The organism is Aeromicrobium sp. MLTX1 (assembly GCF_046452335.1).
In the GTDB taxonomy this organism is placed as follows: Bacteria; Actinomycetota; Actinomycetes; order Propionibacteriales; family Nocardioidaceae; genus Aeromicrobium.
The window spans coordinates 563288-578215 of record NZ_JBKFDN010000001.1; the positions used below are offsets into that span (position 1 = coordinate 563288).

At 70.5% G+C, this 14928-nt stretch carries 11 protein-coding genes; 6 read left to right on the top strand and 5 right to left on the bottom strand.

Features of this window, described 5'->3' with window-relative positions:
- Positions 1 to 6: 6 nt before the first annotated feature.
- Both ACK99Q_RS02635 and ACK99Q_RS02640 read left to right on the top strand, forming a co-directional pair.
- Positions 7 to 1374, top strand: a complete 1368-nt coding sequence (locus ACK99Q_RS02635) for an FAD-dependent oxidoreductase (RefSeq protein ID WP_410184690.1) — start codon at positions 7 to 9, stop codon at positions 1372 to 1374.
- 132 nt (positions 1375 to 1506) lie between these two features.
- Complete coding sequence (locus tag ACK99Q_RS02640; protein WP_410184691.1) at positions 1507 to 1998, top strand: SixA phosphatase family protein; 492 nt, start codon at positions 1507 to 1509, stop codon at positions 1996 to 1998.
- Here the strand turns inward: ACK99Q_RS02640 and ACK99Q_RS02645 are convergent.
- Positions 1985 to 2662, bottom strand: coding sequence for a winged helix-turn-helix transcriptional regulator (locus tag ACK99Q_RS02645; RefSeq protein ID WP_410184692.1), 678 nt, complete (start codon positions 2660 to 2662; stop codon positions 1985 to 1987). The genes ACK99Q_RS02640 and ACK99Q_RS02645 overlap by 14 nt on opposite strands.
- Positions 2663 to 2807: 145 nt before the next feature.
- On the opposite strand from ACK99Q_RS02645, the gene ACK99Q_RS02650 reads away from it, so the two are divergent.
- Positions 2808 to 3650 (top strand): class I SAM-dependent methyltransferase, encoded by an 843-nt coding sequence (locus tag ACK99Q_RS02650; protein ID WP_410184693.1) that lies wholly within the window; start codon positions 2808 to 2810, stop codon positions 3648 to 3650.
- A gap of 69 nt (positions 3651 to 3719) precedes the next feature.
- Here ACK99Q_RS02650 and ACK99Q_RS02655 read toward each other — a convergent pair whose 3' ends face one another.
- The 3 genes from ACK99Q_RS02655 to ACK99Q_RS02665 form a co-directional block, all read right to left on the bottom strand.
- Positions 3720 to 5237 carry an ABC transporter substrate-binding protein gene (locus tag ACK99Q_RS02655; protein WP_410184694.1) on the bottom strand — a complete coding sequence of 506 codons (1518 nt, stop codon included), beginning with the start codon at positions 5235 to 5237 and terminating at the stop codon, positions 3720 to 3722.
- Positions 5234 to 6928, bottom strand: a complete 1695-nt coding sequence (locus ACK99Q_RS02660; protein WP_410184695.1) for a class I adenylate-forming enzyme family protein — start codon at positions 6926 to 6928, stop codon at positions 5234 to 5236. Before ACK99Q_RS02660 ends, ACK99Q_RS02655 begins: the two co-directional genes overlap by 4 nt.
- Before the next feature lie 199 nt (positions 6929 to 7127).
- Positions 7128 to 7757 carry a TetR/AcrR family transcriptional regulator gene (locus ACK99Q_RS02665; protein ID WP_410184696.1) on the bottom strand — a complete coding sequence of 210 codons (630 nt, stop codon included), beginning with the start codon at positions 7755 to 7757 and terminating at the stop codon, positions 7128 to 7130.
- Positions 7758 to 7886: 129 nt separating this feature from the next.
- On the opposite strand from ACK99Q_RS02665, the gene ACK99Q_RS02670 reads away from it, so the two are divergent.
- From ACK99Q_RS02670 to ACK99Q_RS02680, 3 genes are read left to right on the top strand one after another with little or no spacing between them, the layout of a single operon-like run.
- Positions 7887 to 9443 carry an acyl-CoA carboxylase subunit beta gene (locus ACK99Q_RS02670; protein ID WP_179426759.1) on the top strand — a complete coding sequence of 519 codons (1557 nt, stop codon included), beginning with the start codon at positions 7887 to 7889 and terminating at the stop codon, positions 9441 to 9443.
- 23 nt (positions 9444 to 9466) lie between these two features.
- Positions 9467 to 11113 (top strand): acetyl/propionyl/methylcrotonyl-CoA carboxylase subunit alpha, encoded by a 1647-nt coding sequence (locus ACK99Q_RS02675; RefSeq protein ID WP_410184697.1) that lies wholly within the window; start codon positions 9467 to 9469, stop codon positions 11111 to 11113.
- On the top strand, positions 11110 to 11532 hold the full coding sequence (locus tag ACK99Q_RS02680) for a nuclear transport factor 2 family protein (RefSeq protein ID WP_410184698.1): 423 nt from the start codon (positions 11110 to 11112) through the stop codon (positions 11530 to 11532). Before ACK99Q_RS02675 ends, ACK99Q_RS02680 begins: the two co-directional genes overlap by 4 nt.
- 60 nt (positions 11533 to 11592) lie before the next feature.
- Here the strand turns inward: ACK99Q_RS02680 and ACK99Q_RS02685 are convergent, their stop codons facing one another.
- Complete coding sequence (locus ACK99Q_RS02685; RefSeq protein WP_410184699.1) at positions 11593 to 14928, bottom strand: ExeM/NucH family extracellular endonuclease; 3336 nt, start codon at positions 14926 to 14928, stop codon at positions 11593 to 11595.

Sequence of the window (14928 nt, forward strand, 5' to 3'; positions counted from 1 at the left end):
TGCCTCATGACTGTGGACAGGAAGGTGCGCGTCGCCGTCGTCGGCGCCGGCCCCGCTGGCGTGTACGCGGCCGACATCCTCACCAAGACCGAGGACCTCGACGTCACCGTCGACATCCTCGACCGCGACCCCACCCCGTTCGGCCTGATCCGCTACGGCGTCGCCCCCGACCACCCGCGGATCAAGGAGATCATCAAGGCGCTCAAGCGCGTGATGGCCAACGAGGACATCCGCTTCTTCGGCAACGTCAACTTCGGCACCGACATCAAGCTCGAGGACCTCAAGGGCTTCTACGACGCCGTCGTGTTCGCCACCGGCGCGCGCCGCGACCGTGAGCTGAACCTGCCGGGCATCGACCTCGACGGCTCGTACGGCGCGGCCGACTTCGTCTACTGGTACGACGGCCACCCCGACGCGCCGCGCGAGTGGGACTTCCAGCCCCACGCCAAGGAGGTCGCCGTGCTCGGCGTCGGCAACGTCGGCCTCGACGTCGCCCGCATCCTGGCCAAGACCGCCGACGAGCTGCTCGTCACCGAGATCCCCGACAACGTCTACGAGGGCCTCAAGAACAACGCCACCACCGACGTGCACGTGTTCGCGCGCCGCGGCCCGGCCCAGGTGAAGTTCACCCCGATGGAGCTGCGCGAGCTGTCGCACTCCCCCACGATCGACGTCATCGTGCACCCCGAGGGCTACGAGTTCGACCACGGCTCGATGGAGGCGCTCGCCGCCGCCAAGAGCCAGAAGCTCGTCGTCAAGGTGCTCGGCGACTACCTCGCCAAGGAGCCGTCGGGCGCGCCCCACCGGATCCACATCCACTTCTGCCAGAACCCCGTCGAGATCCTCGGCGAGGACGGCCGCGTCGTGGGCCTGCGGACCGAGATCACCGAGCTCGACGGCACCGGCAACGTCCGCGGCACCGGCGAGTTCAAGGACTGGCCCGTCCAGGCCGTCTACCGCGCGATCGGCTACTACTCCGACAACCTGCCGGGCCTGCCCTTCGACGCCAACGCGGGCGTGCTGCCCAACGACGGCGGCCACGTGCTCGACATCGACGGCTCGCCCATCGAGGGCGTCTACGCCACCGGTTGGATCAAGCGCGGCCCGGTCGGCCTGATCGGCCACACCAAGTCCGACGCGGCCCAGACGATCAAGATGCTCGTCGAGGACCTGCCGAGCCTGCCCGCTCCGGAGTTCGCCGAGCGCGAGGCCTTCGACCGTCACCTCGACAGCCGCGGCATCGAGTACACGACGTGGGAGGGCTGGGAGAAGCTCGACGCCCACGAGGAGAGCCTCGGCGCCTCCGACACCCACCCGCGCGAGCGCAAGAAGGTCGTCCCGCGCGACGAGATGGTCGGCATCGCGCGCGGCTGACTCCGCGCCTCCGGCGCGCCAGATGTGTAGCGGCATCCACCCTTTGTCGGTCGAATCGGCCGAAAAACGGTGGACGCCGCTACACATCTCGCGTCCGGGACCGGACGGCCCACGGCTGCCTAGACTCGAGCCATGAGCCGACTGCTGCTGATGCGCCACGGCAAGGCCGCGTTCCCGGACGGGGTCGAGGACTTCGAGCGGCCGCTGGCCGACCGCGGCCGGCGTGAGGCCGCGCTCGCCGGCGACTGGATCCGCGAGCACGTCGGCACGGTCGACGCCGTGATCTGCTCGACCGCCACCCGCACGCGCGAGACCCTCGCCGCCACGGGCCTCGAGGCGCCGACGGCCTTCCTCGACTCGATCTACGAGGGCTGGACCGGCAGCCTGCTGGAGGCGATCCAGTCCGTCGAGGCGTCGGCCTCCACCGTGCTCCTCGTCGGCCACGCCCCGGGAACGCCCGGCCTGGCCGCCAGGCTCGCGAGCGAGGACTCCGACCCCGCCGTCGTGAACCAGGTCCGCGCGGGCTTCCCGACCTCGGCCATCGCCGTGCTCGACGTCGCCGGACCGTGGGCGCACCTGGACGTCGGCACCGCCACGCTGCTCGAGGTCGTCATCCCGCGCTGACGGCCTGCGCCGCGAGCGCGTCGGCCAGCATCGAGCGGCCGAACCAGTCGGGCACATCCCGGCGCACGTCGCGCGGCGCCTCGATCTCGACCTGCCGCGCGCGCATCGCCCGCTCCCACGAGACGTCGCCACGCCACACGTGGGTGAGGGTGCGCAGGGTGGCGCGCACCGTGGCCGTGACCTCGAAGCCCGGGTCGTAGTCGCACGCGTCGACCTGGCCGCCCGCGACCACGAGCCACCACCGGCGGGCCCGCTGCAGGTCGGTGAACTCCACCGCCACGCACGTGCGTCCCGGCGGCCACGAGGCGGTCGGCACGGTGCGCCGCACGTCCCACATCAGCAGGTGCGGGTCGAGGTCCTCGTCGCCGAAGTCCTCGATCCAGCGCAGCCCCCAGACGCCCAGGCTCATCACGGCGGTGTGCAGGTCGCGACCGCACTCGGTCAGCCGGTAGTGGCCGTCCTGGTGGTCGACGATGCCGTGCCGCTCGAGTGCCTGGAGCCGCTTCGACAGCAGCGCCGGCGACATCCGCGGCACGCCACGTCGGAGCTCGTTGAACCGCGTGCTGCCGAGCAGGAGCTCGCGGACGATCAGGACCGTCCACCGCTCGTCGAGGATCTCCATCGCCTTCGCGAGTGGACAGAACTGGCCGTAGGACGTCGCCATGGGTCACCCCTTCGTCACGCCCATCGTGCGCCCGCTTCACGCCGTCGAGCCACCGTCCGATCGGGCGGTACAGAAACAGAACTGGTATCACCGCGGCCGCCGGACGGACTCTGTCGGAAGGCAACGAAGCACAGAAGGAAGTTCCATGAGCACCACTGAAACCACCGACACCGCAGCACAGCAGGACCTCGAGCTGAAGGCTCGTCACCGCAGGATGTGGGCACTCGGCGACTACGACCGCGTCTGTCGCGAGATCGTCTCCCCGCTGGGCGGCGTCCTCGTCGACGCCCTCGACGTCCAGCGCGGCGAGCGCGTCCTCGACGTCGCCGCCGGCACCGGCAGCGCGGCCGTCCGCGCCGCCCGCCGCGGGGCCGACGCCGTCGCGTCCGACCTCACGCCCGAGCTCCTCGACGTGGGCCGCGAGACCCACCCCGACGACACCCTCGCGTGGGAGGTCGCGGACGCCGAGGCGCTGCCGTACGAGGACGACGCGTTCGACGTCGTCATGTCCTGCATCGGCGTGATGTTCGCGCCGCACCACCAGCGAGCGGCCGACGAGCTGGTCCGCACGGCCCGCCCCGGCGGCCGGATCGGACTGGTCTGCTGGACGCCCGAGGGCACGATCGGCCAGCTGTTCGCGACGATGAAGCAGTACGTCCCGCCGCCGCCCCCGGGCGTCTCGCCGCCCCCGCTGTGGGGCAACGAGGACCACGTCCGCGAGCTGCTCGGCGACCGCGTCGAGGACCTCGAGCTCCAGCGGATGAAGCTCCCGGTCACCCTCTTCGAGGGCGGCGAGCAGTTCCGCGACTACTTCGCGAAGCACTACGGCCCGACGATCGCGGCCTACGCGGCCCACGCCGGCGACCCCGACCGCACCGCCGAGCTGGACCGCGACCTCGCGGCCCTCGGCGAGCGCGAGGGGACGCGCGACGAGGACGGCTTCACGATGCAGTGGGAGTACCTGCTCGTCACCGGGCGGGTCCGCTGACCCTCCGCCCGCGCCGGACGGCTCCGGGATCCCGACGATCCCGGAGCCGTCCTCCCCCTGATGGGGCCGTCAGTCCACCGTGATGCCGATGAACTTGGGCTTGCCCATCTGGTTCATCTGGAAGCCCTGGACCTTGTCGCTCCGCGCGATCAGCGCATCCTGGAACGCCACCGGAAGGAACGGGGTGCTCTCGTAGGCCGCGACGGCCGCAGCGTCCAGGCCGACCACGCGCTCGTCCAGGTCGAAGGACTTGTCCGCCGCACCGATCGCCTCGGCCATGCCGTCGATGTCGAGGCCGCCGACGTTGTAATAGCCCTTGGCGTCGAACAACGACCGGTAGGTCATGCTCGGGTCAGGACGCCCCGACCAGCCGGCGAGGTAGGCCGGACTGCTCTTCTGGTTGAAGTACTGGTCCGTGGCCTCGACCACGTCGCGCGGCAGGATGTTGACCGTCACGCCCACCGCCGCCCACTGGTCCTTCAGGATCTCGGCCAGGCGAACGCTCGAGGTGTCGCTGCGGCTGAGCATGTCGAACTCGAGGTCCGGCTCGCCGGCCTCGGCCAGCAGTCGCTTCGCCTCGTCGGGGTCGTAGGCGTAGTCGACCGAGTCCGGTGTCTCGGCCCAGTACCCGTCAGGCAGCACACCGCTGGCCGGCTGCCCGTGCCCGAACAGCGCGTTCTTGACGATCGTGTCGCGGTCGATGGCCAGGGCCAGCGCCCGGCGCACCGTGGCATCGGAGAACTGCGGTGCGCTCGTGTTCATGTACATGCCGTGCACCAACAGGCTCGTCTGCGACTCGAGGACGACGGACTTCTCCTTCTCCAACGACTCGGCGTCGACCGGCTGGACGTCGAGCGCGATGTCCTGCTGTCCGGAGCGCATCGCGGTCACGCGGGTGCGCGGGTCGGTGATGATCTTGATCCTCAGGCTCTCGGCGCGCTCGGCGTCCTCGTCCCAGTAGTCGTCGAACCTCTCCAGGCGGAGCTCGTTGCCCTGCTTCCAGTCCGACAGCTTCCATCCGCCCGCGCCGACCGGATTGCGGCTCACGTCGTTGTCGTTCGCCTCCAGCGCCGCCGGCGAGACCATCATGCCGGCGCGATCGGCGAGGACCAGCAGCAACGAGGCGTCAGGACGGCTCAGCTCCAGCGTCACGACGAGCTCGTCATCGACCCGCACGTTCTCGATCGACGCCAGGTCAGCGGCCGCGACCGAGTCCTCGGCGCGCGCGCGATCGAGGTTGACCTTGACGGCGTCGGCATCGAGGGGCTCACCGTCGTGGAACGTGACGCCCGACCGAAGGGTCAGCGTCAGCTCGTTCGGGCTCGGCGAGTCCCAGGACTCCACGAGCCCGGGCTGCGGCTGCAGACCCTCGTCGAACGACACCAGCGTGTCGTAGATCGGGAAGAGCATCACGTGATCGTTGCCGGAGTTGCCACGGATGGGGTCGAGCGAGGACACGTCCGACTGGGCCGCGACCCGCAGCGTGGTCGACCCTGCCGACTTCTCGTCCGAGCCCCCGCAAGCGGACAGCACCGCGGTCATCAGGGCGGCCGCAGCCACCACCTTCATCGTCTTGGCGATCCTCACAGCGTCTGTCCTTCCTTGAACAGCTGGCGCAGCTTGTACTTCTCGATCTTGTTGGTCGGTGTGTGCGGGATCTTGCCCACCGGGAGGATCCGCGTGGGCCACATGAACTTCGGCATGACCGCCTTGCAGTGCGCATCGAGCGCCGCCTCGTCGAAGGCGTGCCCCTCCACCAGCTCGACGAACGCGACGATCGCGTCCTCGTAGCCCTCGTCGCTCGGCACCGCGATGACCGCAGCGAGCTGGACACTCGGGTGACGGGCGATCTGCTCCTCGACCTGCGCGCCCGAGATGTTCTCCCCGCGAACGCGGATGCGATCGCCGAGTCGATCGACGAAGTGGAACACGTCGTGCTCGTCGACCCTCGCGGCGTCACCGGTGTGGAACCACAGGTTGGCGAAGGCGTTGGCGGTGGCCTCGGGCTTGGCGAGGTACTCGGTGAAGATCAGCTCGGACAGCGCCGGCCGCATCGCCAGCTGCCCGACCTCACCCGGGGCGCAGGGTCGGTCGTCCTGGTCCAGCACGGTGACCTCGAAGAACGGGCTCGGCGTGCCGAGGATCCCCTTGATCACCCGCGGGTCCGGCCCGTCGAGGACCAGCATCCCGGCCTCCTCGAAGGAGGCGCGGATCGTGGCATGGTCGAGGCCCCGGTAGACCGACTCCGGCGTGCCCTCGCCCTGCGCGAGCTCCTCGACGAGCGTCATCATCGCGCTTCCGGACTCGGACTGGCCGAACCCCGTGAGAGCGAAGTCGATCCCGAAGCGCCGCGCGAACTCCTGGTGGTTCGCCGGTACGGGACCCAGCACCACCTTGTTGAGCGCGTTCTCGCGGTCGTCGTCCCGGGGCTCCTGCTTCTGCAGCCAGGTGATCATGACGTCCAGCAGGGTCGCCGTGGTGCACCCGCCCACCTTGATGCGGCGCCAGAAGTCGCTGGGGCTGAAGCGGTCCCACAGCTGCAGGCCCGCCCCGACCCAGAGGGCGCGTGCGACGTTGTAGTGAGCCCCACCGACGTGGTAGAGCGGGAGGTCGTTGTAGACGACGTCGTCCTCGTTGAGGATCCGACGACCGATCCACGTGTACCCGTTGACCCAGCGGTGCGACTGCAGGACGCCCTTCGACGGCCCCGTGGTCCCCGACGTGTAGATGATGTTGGCCGGGTCGTTGAAGGCCAGGGTGACGTCAGGACGCTTCGCCTCCCCCAGCAGGTCGGCGAAGACATGAGGCCAGGCCCGTGACGATCCCTGCGCCGGCACGACGATCACCGTCGGGTCGACCGTCAGCTCGCCCTTGATGTCCTCGACTGCCGGGACGAGGTCCTCGTCGACGATCAGCAGGGCGGGACGCGTGTCGTTGAGCTGGTAGGCCAGGAGCTCGCCCCGGTAGAGGTAGTTGACGGGCGCGTAGACGGCGGCGGCCTTCCAGAGCCCGTACATCGACGCGGCGGCGACCATCGCGTTGGTGGAGAGCACGCTCACCCTGGTTCCCCGGTCCACCGCGAATCGCTCCGCCAGGTTTCCGGCGATCGCGTCGGTGCGAGCGCCGAACTGGGCGTAGGTCAGCTCCTCGCCCGTCTCGCCGTAGGTGATCGCGATGCGGTCGGGTCGGACCCCCACGTGGTGGTCCAGCGCTTCCACGGCCGTCGCGAAGTCGTACTCCAGCAGCTTCTCGAGGTCTTGGGACCTGATGGCATCCAACTACCTCACTCCTTCCCGCGCGCCGAGCGTCCTCGTCGGCGCTGTCTACCTGAGCGACCGCTCAGGTAGTTGGGATCGTATGTGACGTCTCTCACGCAACGCAAGAAGAAGTTGAGATTAGTTTCAAGTGCTGCCCGCGCAGGCAGGGGCACGACGTCGCGAGCGGCGACTCGCGGCGAAGGGTGGGTGCCAGTCGGCGTCAGCCGGCGGCGAACGCCGCGTCGATCACCTCAGGGGAGGCGTTCAGCATGCGCAGCCCCAGCAGCGCGAAGTGGTCGCCGATCTCCTCCGGCGTCCACCGCCCGTCCGGGCGGTACCAGCGCGCGACGTCGACGCACAGGGAGAACAGGGCGGTGACCGTCATGTCGATCTGGGGACTCTCGAACAGCTCCAGCTCCACGCCGCGGTCGATGATCGCGCGCACCAGGCCCACCATGGCCCGCCGCACCGCGGCCACCTCCGCGAAGTGCTGGGAATTCAGCGAATCCAACTCGTTCGCCAGCACGTGCGAGACGAACTGCTCGCGTGCGTGACCGGCGCTCAACGCGCGCATCACTCCGACGAACTGCGCACCCGGACCAGTCTGGGTGGCCAGGACGCGCTGCATGCCGTGCAGCGCGCTCTCGTGCCCCTCCTTGGCGATGAGGAAGAGCAGCTCCTCCTTGGAGCGGTGGTGGGCGTACAGGGCCGAGGCGCTGATGCCGGCCCGCTCGGCGATGCCGCGCGTCGATGCGCCTCCGAAGCCGTGCTGGGCGAACTCGGCCCGCGCGGCGTCGAGGAGGCGCGCCCGCGTCCGATCGCCCCGGGGACGCTGCTTCCGCTCTGCCATGCCTCAGCCACTCCTTCGCAGTCGTCGCCGTTGACGCGGCGCGGTGGTTCATCCTATCGTCGCGAACGTAACCGATCGATCGCTCAGTTAGCCATGTCCGTTCCATGGTGCTGGGGAAGGAACTCTCGCGTGACAACATCTCTCGGACACGACGAGGTCCACCGCCGCCGCGCGCTCGCGCTGCGGCTCGGAGGCGTCGACCAGGTGGCTCGCCAGCATGCCCAGGGGAAGCTGACCGCCCGCGAGCGCATCGACCTGCTCGCCGACCTCGGCTCACTGCGAGAGTTCGGCATCCTCACCGGACGCTCCGAGTACTCCCCCGAGGGCGAGCTGCGCGACTTCGTCCCGAAGGGCCAGGTCGACGGGATCGTCGAGATCGAGGCCCGCCCTGCCGTCGTGAGCGCCGGAGACTTCACGGTCCGCGGCGGCGCGGGCGGAGTCGATGCGGTGGGCTTCGGGCGCGAGCCGCTGCCGGCGGAGCGCGCGCTGGAGATGGGGGTCCCGCTCATCCGACTCCTCGACGCGAGCGGAGGCAGCGTCAAGAGCTTTCTGGACCTGGGCCGCACCTACCCCCCGGACGGCAACACCTTCGTCGCGCCCGAGGTGGAGCTGCTCCAGCTCGCACCGGTCGTGTCAGCGGTGATGGGGCCGGTCGCCGGGCTGCCCGCGGTCGCCGCGTGCCTCGGCCACTTCAACGTCATGGTCAAGGAGACCTCGCAGCTGTTCCCCGGCGGGCCCCCGGTGGTGAAGGCCGCGCTCGGCCTGGACATCACCAAGGAGGAGCTCGGTGGCTGGCGCGTCCACGTCCACGAGAGCGGGTCCGTGAACAACGTGGCGGTGGACGAGCACGACGCCCTGGCTCAGGTCCGCGCGTTCCTGTCGTACCTGCCGACCAACGTGCACACGATGCCGCCGCGATCGGCACCACGCGGGCCCGGGACCGATCCGGACACCCTGCGCGATGTGATCCCCGAGGACGCCAGGACCCCCTTCGACCCTCGCGCCGTGATCGATGCGGTCGTCGACGAGGCGACGTTCTTCGAGCTGTCGCCCGCCTACGGTGGCTCACGGGTGACCGGGCTGGCCCGCGTTGACGGCTTCCCCGTGGGGATCATGGCGAACGACCCCGCGGTGCTCGGCGGATCGACGGACACCGCTGCCGCGATGAAGACGATTCGGCTGATCCAGATCTGCGACCAGTTCCACCTTCCCCTGGTCTCCCTCGCCGACGAGCCCGGCGTTCTGGTCGGTCCCGACTCGGAGCGCGCCGGGATCGAAGCGGCCGGCGCCCGACTGGTGTGGTCCGTGTGCCGCAGCCGCATGCCCTGGATGACCGTCGTCATGGGCCGACTGTTCGGCGTCGGCGGACAGACGCACCACCGTGCCTCCGGAATGTTCCGCCGCATCGCCTGGCCCACTGCGCAGTGGGGCTCCATGCACATCAGCGGCGGCACGTACGCCGCGTTCCGCAGCCAGATCGAGTCCGCACCGGACCCGGAGGCCGAGCAGGCGCGCATCGAGGCGCAGCTGCGGGCGGTGACGTCACCGTTCCGTACCGCCGAGGCCACCGGCCAGGACATCGTCGACCCGGCGGAGACCCGCGACCTCGTCGTGCAGTTCGTCCGTGACGCGCAGCTGCCGCTGGCTCGCCAGCTCGGGCCCTCCCCCACCCCCTTCCTCCCCTGAACCGCGACCGGAGAGCACACCGCATGAAGAAGGTACTGATCGCCAATCGTGGCGAGATCGCCATCCGGATCATCCGCGCCTGCCGCGACCTCGGGCTGGCGTCCGTCGCGCTGCACACGGCCGAGGACGCCGGCGCCGCGTACGTGTCCCTCGCCGATGAGGCCATGCCGCTTCCGGGCCGCAGCACCGCCCATGCCTATCTGGACATCGACGAGATCCTCGCCGCCGCGCTCGCGTCCGGGGCGGACGCCATCCACCCTGGCTACGGGTTCCTCTCCGAGAGCGCGGAGTTCGCCCGTCGCGTCGCGGGAGCGGGACTGACCTGGGTCGGACCGCCCGAGCGAGCCATCGACCTCCTCGCCGACAAGGCCTCCGCGCGCAACATCGCCTCCGAGGCGGGTGCCCGGCTGATCCCCGGCAGCGGCGGTCCTGTCGAGACGGTCGAGGACGTCCACGCCTTCGTCGCCGAGCACGGCCTCCCGGTGGTGATCAAGGCCGTGCTGGGCGGAGGCGGACGTGGCCAGCGGGTGGTGACGTCCATCGACGAGGTCGCGGAGGCGTGGCAGTCCGCACGGCGGGAGGCCGAGGTCGCCTTCGGCTCCAACCCGTGCATGGTCGAGCGGCACCTGAGCCACGTCCGCCACGTCGAGACCCAGTGCCTCGTCGACCGGAACGGCACCGTCCGGATCGTCAGCACCCGCGACTGCTCACTCCAGCGTCGCAGTCAGAAGCTCGTCGAGGAGGCGCCGGCGCCCCTGCTCGACAGCGCGCAGGTGCGCCACCTGTGCGACGTGTCCACGGCCATCCTGCAGGCGGTCGGCTACGTTGGCGCGGCCACCTGCGAGTTCCTCCTGGACGAGGACGGGGATCTCTACTTCCTCGAGGTCAACACCCGGCTCCAGGTCGAGCACAGCGTCACCGAGGAGGCCACGGGCGAGGACCTGGTCGCCGCTCAGCTGCGGATCGCCGATGACGAGCTGGTCCAACCGGGCGCCGTCGAGGCCGATCGTCACGCGATCGAGTTCCGGATCAACGCCGAGGATCCGGGAAGGGACTTCCTCCCCATCCCCGGGATGGTGCGCTCGCTCTCCGTCCCCCAGGGTCCGGGGGTTCGTTGGGACGGCGGCGTGACCGCCGGTGAACGCGTCACCACGAACTTCGACTCGCTCATCGGCAAGCTGATCGTCACTGGCCCCGATCGGGCAACCGCCCTGGCGCGCGCACGTCGCGCACTCGCCGAGCTCTCCGTCGACGGCATCGCGACGGTGACCGACTTCCACCGTGGCATCGTCGAGCACCCAGACTTCGCCGAGCTGCCGCTGGGCGTGCACACCCGATGGATCGAGCTGGACTGCGACCTCCAGCTCGACGCCTACGCCCCGAGCGTCGCCGATGCCGAGACCTCCTCCGGTCGCGGAGGCGAGGTTCGCTCCGGCGCGACGAGACGGGCCCTCGAGGGTGACGTCGTCTCGCCCCTCACCGCCACCGTGCTCCAGGTCCGCGTCGAACCCGGCTCCGTCGTCTCGGAGGGCGACGTCGTCGCCGTGGTGGAGGCGATGAAGATGGAGCAGTCGATCCGCACGACCACCGGCGGAACCGTCTCTGCCGTGCACGTCGCCGCGGGCGACGGCGTCACGACAGGTCAGGCCGTCGTGAGCATCGACGCATGACGACCCTCCGCGAGGCGTCCCACCCCTACGTCGTCGCACTCGACGCCCTGGCCACGGCCGCGGAGACCGGCGACGAAGCCGCCTTCATGCGCCTGTTCTCGACCGACGCGACCATCTGGCAGAGCACGGTGGGCCACGGCATGCGCGTCACGGATCTCGTCCGGGTCCTGTGGGCGCTCGACCGCACGGTCGGGGGCCGCCGCTACCTCGACCGCCGCGTCGACGTCTTCGAGCGCGGCGCCGTCGAGCAGCACGTCCTCGAGGGGACTCGCCTGAGCGACGGCGCACGCGTCCGACTCACGGCGTGCGTGGTCGTCAGGTTCGACGAGGACGGCTTGATCTGCGACCTGCGCGAGTACCTCGACTCCGCGGAGACTGCGGCTTTCGCACCGCGGCCGCCGACGAGCGTGCGCAGCTAGACGGAGGACGGCCCCAGGATCTCCCTCGATCCTGGGGCCGCCCGGCCTGTCCCCCTGGCCTCAGCGCACCCGCAGCACGAACGCGCGGCTGGCGGGCGATGTCAGCGACGAGCCGCTGAACTTCGCCACCAGGCGCACCGAGGACTTCTGACGCGGCAGCGTGACCGTGGCCTTGCCGCCCTTGACCTTCGCGGAGCCGATCACCTTCGAGCCGCGGTAGATCCGGACCGTGCCCGACTTCTCGGTGAAGCCCGGGGTCCTGACCGTGACGCGCACCTTCGCGCGGGTGCGGTCGGTGACCTTGCCGTTGAGCACCTTCGCGGCGACCGTGGCCTTCGCCTTCGCGACCGTGACGCGGACGCTGGTCTCGCTCGGGTCCACGTCGCGGCTGCCGCCGTAGAAGACGCGCACCGTCGTGGTGCCCGGGCGCAGGGCCGTGCCGGGCACGCGGATCGTGGCCGTGCCGTCGCGCATGATCGCCGAGGCGATGATGCGGCCGTCGACCGTCGCGTACGTCAGGCCGCTGGCACCCGGGGCGCCCGTGACGGCGATCGCCGTCGGCTTGCCGTAGGTGCCGCGCGCGGCCTTGGCGGTCAGCGTGGACACGGCGCGCACGTCGACGGCGACCTTCGCGGTCGAGTCGGCGTAGCGGCCCTCGCCGGCGAAGTCGACGTCGAGCACGTGACGACCGGCGCGCAGCGTGTCGGCCGGGATCGTCACCGTGGCGGCGCCACCGGAGACCTCGGCCGTGCCGAGCACCTCGTCGCCGAGCGAGACGGTGACCGCGCCGCGGGGCGAGCCCACGGCCGAGTCCACCGTGACGGCGACGTCGAACGGCTCGTCGGCCCACACGACCTTCGGCACCGTCGCCGAGGTCGTGGTGGAGACCTCGGCCGCCGCACCCGGGTCGAAGCCGACGATCACGGGGTCGTGGTCGCTGGCGCGGTACGGGGTCGACGCGTCGAACAGGTTCGTCACGTTGTTGTTGAAGCGGCTGTACTCACGGCCGATCGACTCGGGCGCGTTGATCGTCCACACGTCGGCGCCGGTGACTCGCGCGAACGCCGCCGAGGACGCGAACACGTGGTCGAGCGAGCCGTGCATGCCCTCGAACTGGTAGGTCTCCTCGTTCGTCAGGCGCTGGTCGACGTTGACGAATCCGGCGTCCTCGATGATCGCGAGCGGGTCCTCCTTGGCGTAGGAGTTGAAGTCGCCGAGCAGGAACACACGGTCGGTGTCGGTCTGCTCCTCCAGCGAGGCCACGAAGTCGACGAGCGCCTCGGCCTGACCGACGCGAGCGCGGTTGGACGCGCCCTGGCCGTCGCCCTGGTCGGCGTTCACGCCCTCGCCCGAGCCCTTGGACTTGAAGTGGTTGACGATCGCCAGGAAGTCCTGGCCGGCGTCGCCGTCGACCGGACGGAACTCCTGCGCCAGCGGGGCACGAGCGTTCGAGAAGGCGGGCGAGTCGAGGATGACCGACGGGCCCACCGGCTCGACCACGTCGCGCTGGTAGATGAACGCGGTGCGGATGACGTCGCGACCCGAGGTCGGGATCGCGTCCGGCGACAGCACGGGTGCCCAGCGCTCGGTGCCCGCGTCGGCGTTGAGCGCAGCGACGAGGGTCTTGAGGGCCTCGTCGCGGTCGGCGCCGCCGAGCGAGCCGGTGTCCTCGATCTCCTCGAGCGACAGTACGTCCGCGTCGAGCGTGTTGATCGCCTGGACGATCTTGGCCTGCTGACGCGCGAGGCTGGCGTCGTTGGCCGCGCCGCGCGGGCCATTGTTCGTGCACTCGTTGACCGTGATGCGGTTGCCGTCGCGGTCGGAGTACCAGGTGCAGGTGCCGCGACCGGAGGAGACCCAGTCCTCGCCCGTGGTGGTGAAGTAGTTCAGCACGTTGAACGAGGCCAGCTTGACCGCGCCGCCGACGTCCTGCGGCGCCGTCTCACGCGTGCTCTGCGAGGAGATCGTGGCGGGCTCGTCACCGGCCGCGAACGGCTGCGTGGGCTGGAGCTTCCAGGTGCTGTTGCGCCAGTCCAGGATGAGCGGCTCGTCGATCGTGACCTTCGCGCCCGTGCGGACCTCGTTGCCGGGCGTGAGCCACGGACCCGGGATCGCGCGGTTGGCGCCCGACGTGAAGTTGATGCTCTTGCCGTCGTCGATGCTGATCGCGCGCGCGGCGTTCTGCGCGACGAGCGCGTCGTACGCCGACGTGCGCGGACGGACCTCGTTGGTCGGCTGCGGCAGCACGGTGTCGCCGGCCGCCAGACCGATCTCGCCGAACGTGTTCGTGCCGTAGTTGTTCGTGAGCGTGTAGGTGCCCGAGGTCGCGTCGACGAGCATGCCCTCGAGCGCCTCGCGCTGCGTCGGGCTCATCGGGAACGTGACGGGCGTCGGGGTGACCGTGCCGGGGGTCGTCGCGTCCTTCCACGAGACCGCCGTGATCTGGGTCAGGCCGTTGAACTCCGAGACCGGACCCGTGACGTCGATCGTGTCGCCGAGCTCGACCGACTGCGCGAACGCGGTGGACGAGCCGAACACGAACAGGCCGTGCGAGGCCGGGCCCGCCGTGCCGCCCGTGCCGGGCGTCTGAATGTAGGCACCGTTGAAGCCGCCCGTGGCGTAGTGGCCGGTGACGACGCCGGTGGTCGTGACCGTCTGGCCGACGCGCGGGCTGGTGGCGCCCGTGCCCTGGATCTGCGCGATCGTCAGGGTCTCGGTGGGCTCGGGCTCCTGCGGCTCGGCGTCGCCGGGGCCGTCGCACGTGGCACCGCACGGCACGGGCGTGGGCGCCGCGGTGGCGAAGTCGGTGGAGTTCGTGTCGGTGTCGGCACCCGCGGCGCGGGTGACCGAGGCGCTCACGGTGTAGCCGTCGGCCTTCGGCGCGCCCTCGAACGTGTTCGAGGCGCCGTAGCCGATGAGGTCGACCAGCGAGGCGCTGGCGCGGACCGCGGCGAGGTCGCCGGTGAGCGCGGTCTCGGAGGAGACGAGCGCGATGCTGCCGCCGTTGGCGTTGCCCGAGAACGCAACCGTGCTGGCCACGTCGGGAGTCGGCAGGTCGGCGCCGTTGGTGGAGTTGGCGTTGCCGCTGACGAGCAGCGTGCCGCCGGGCTCGAGGTGGTGGTCGCCGAGCGGGATCACCGAGGTGAAGTTCGCGGTGCCGTTGTAGGCGCGGTACTGGACCGACCAGCCGTTGACGCTGATGTCCTCGTCCGTCGGGTTGTAGAGCTCGACGAACTTGTTCTTGTAGGTGGCGCCGGTGGAGCCGCCGTTGAGGTAGACCTCGTTGATCACGAGGCCGGATCCGTCGGGTGCGGCGGTGGCCGCGGACGGCACCGCCACGGCCGCACCGGCCGCGACGGCGAGCGCGGTGAGTCCGCGCAGGACAGGACGAGACAT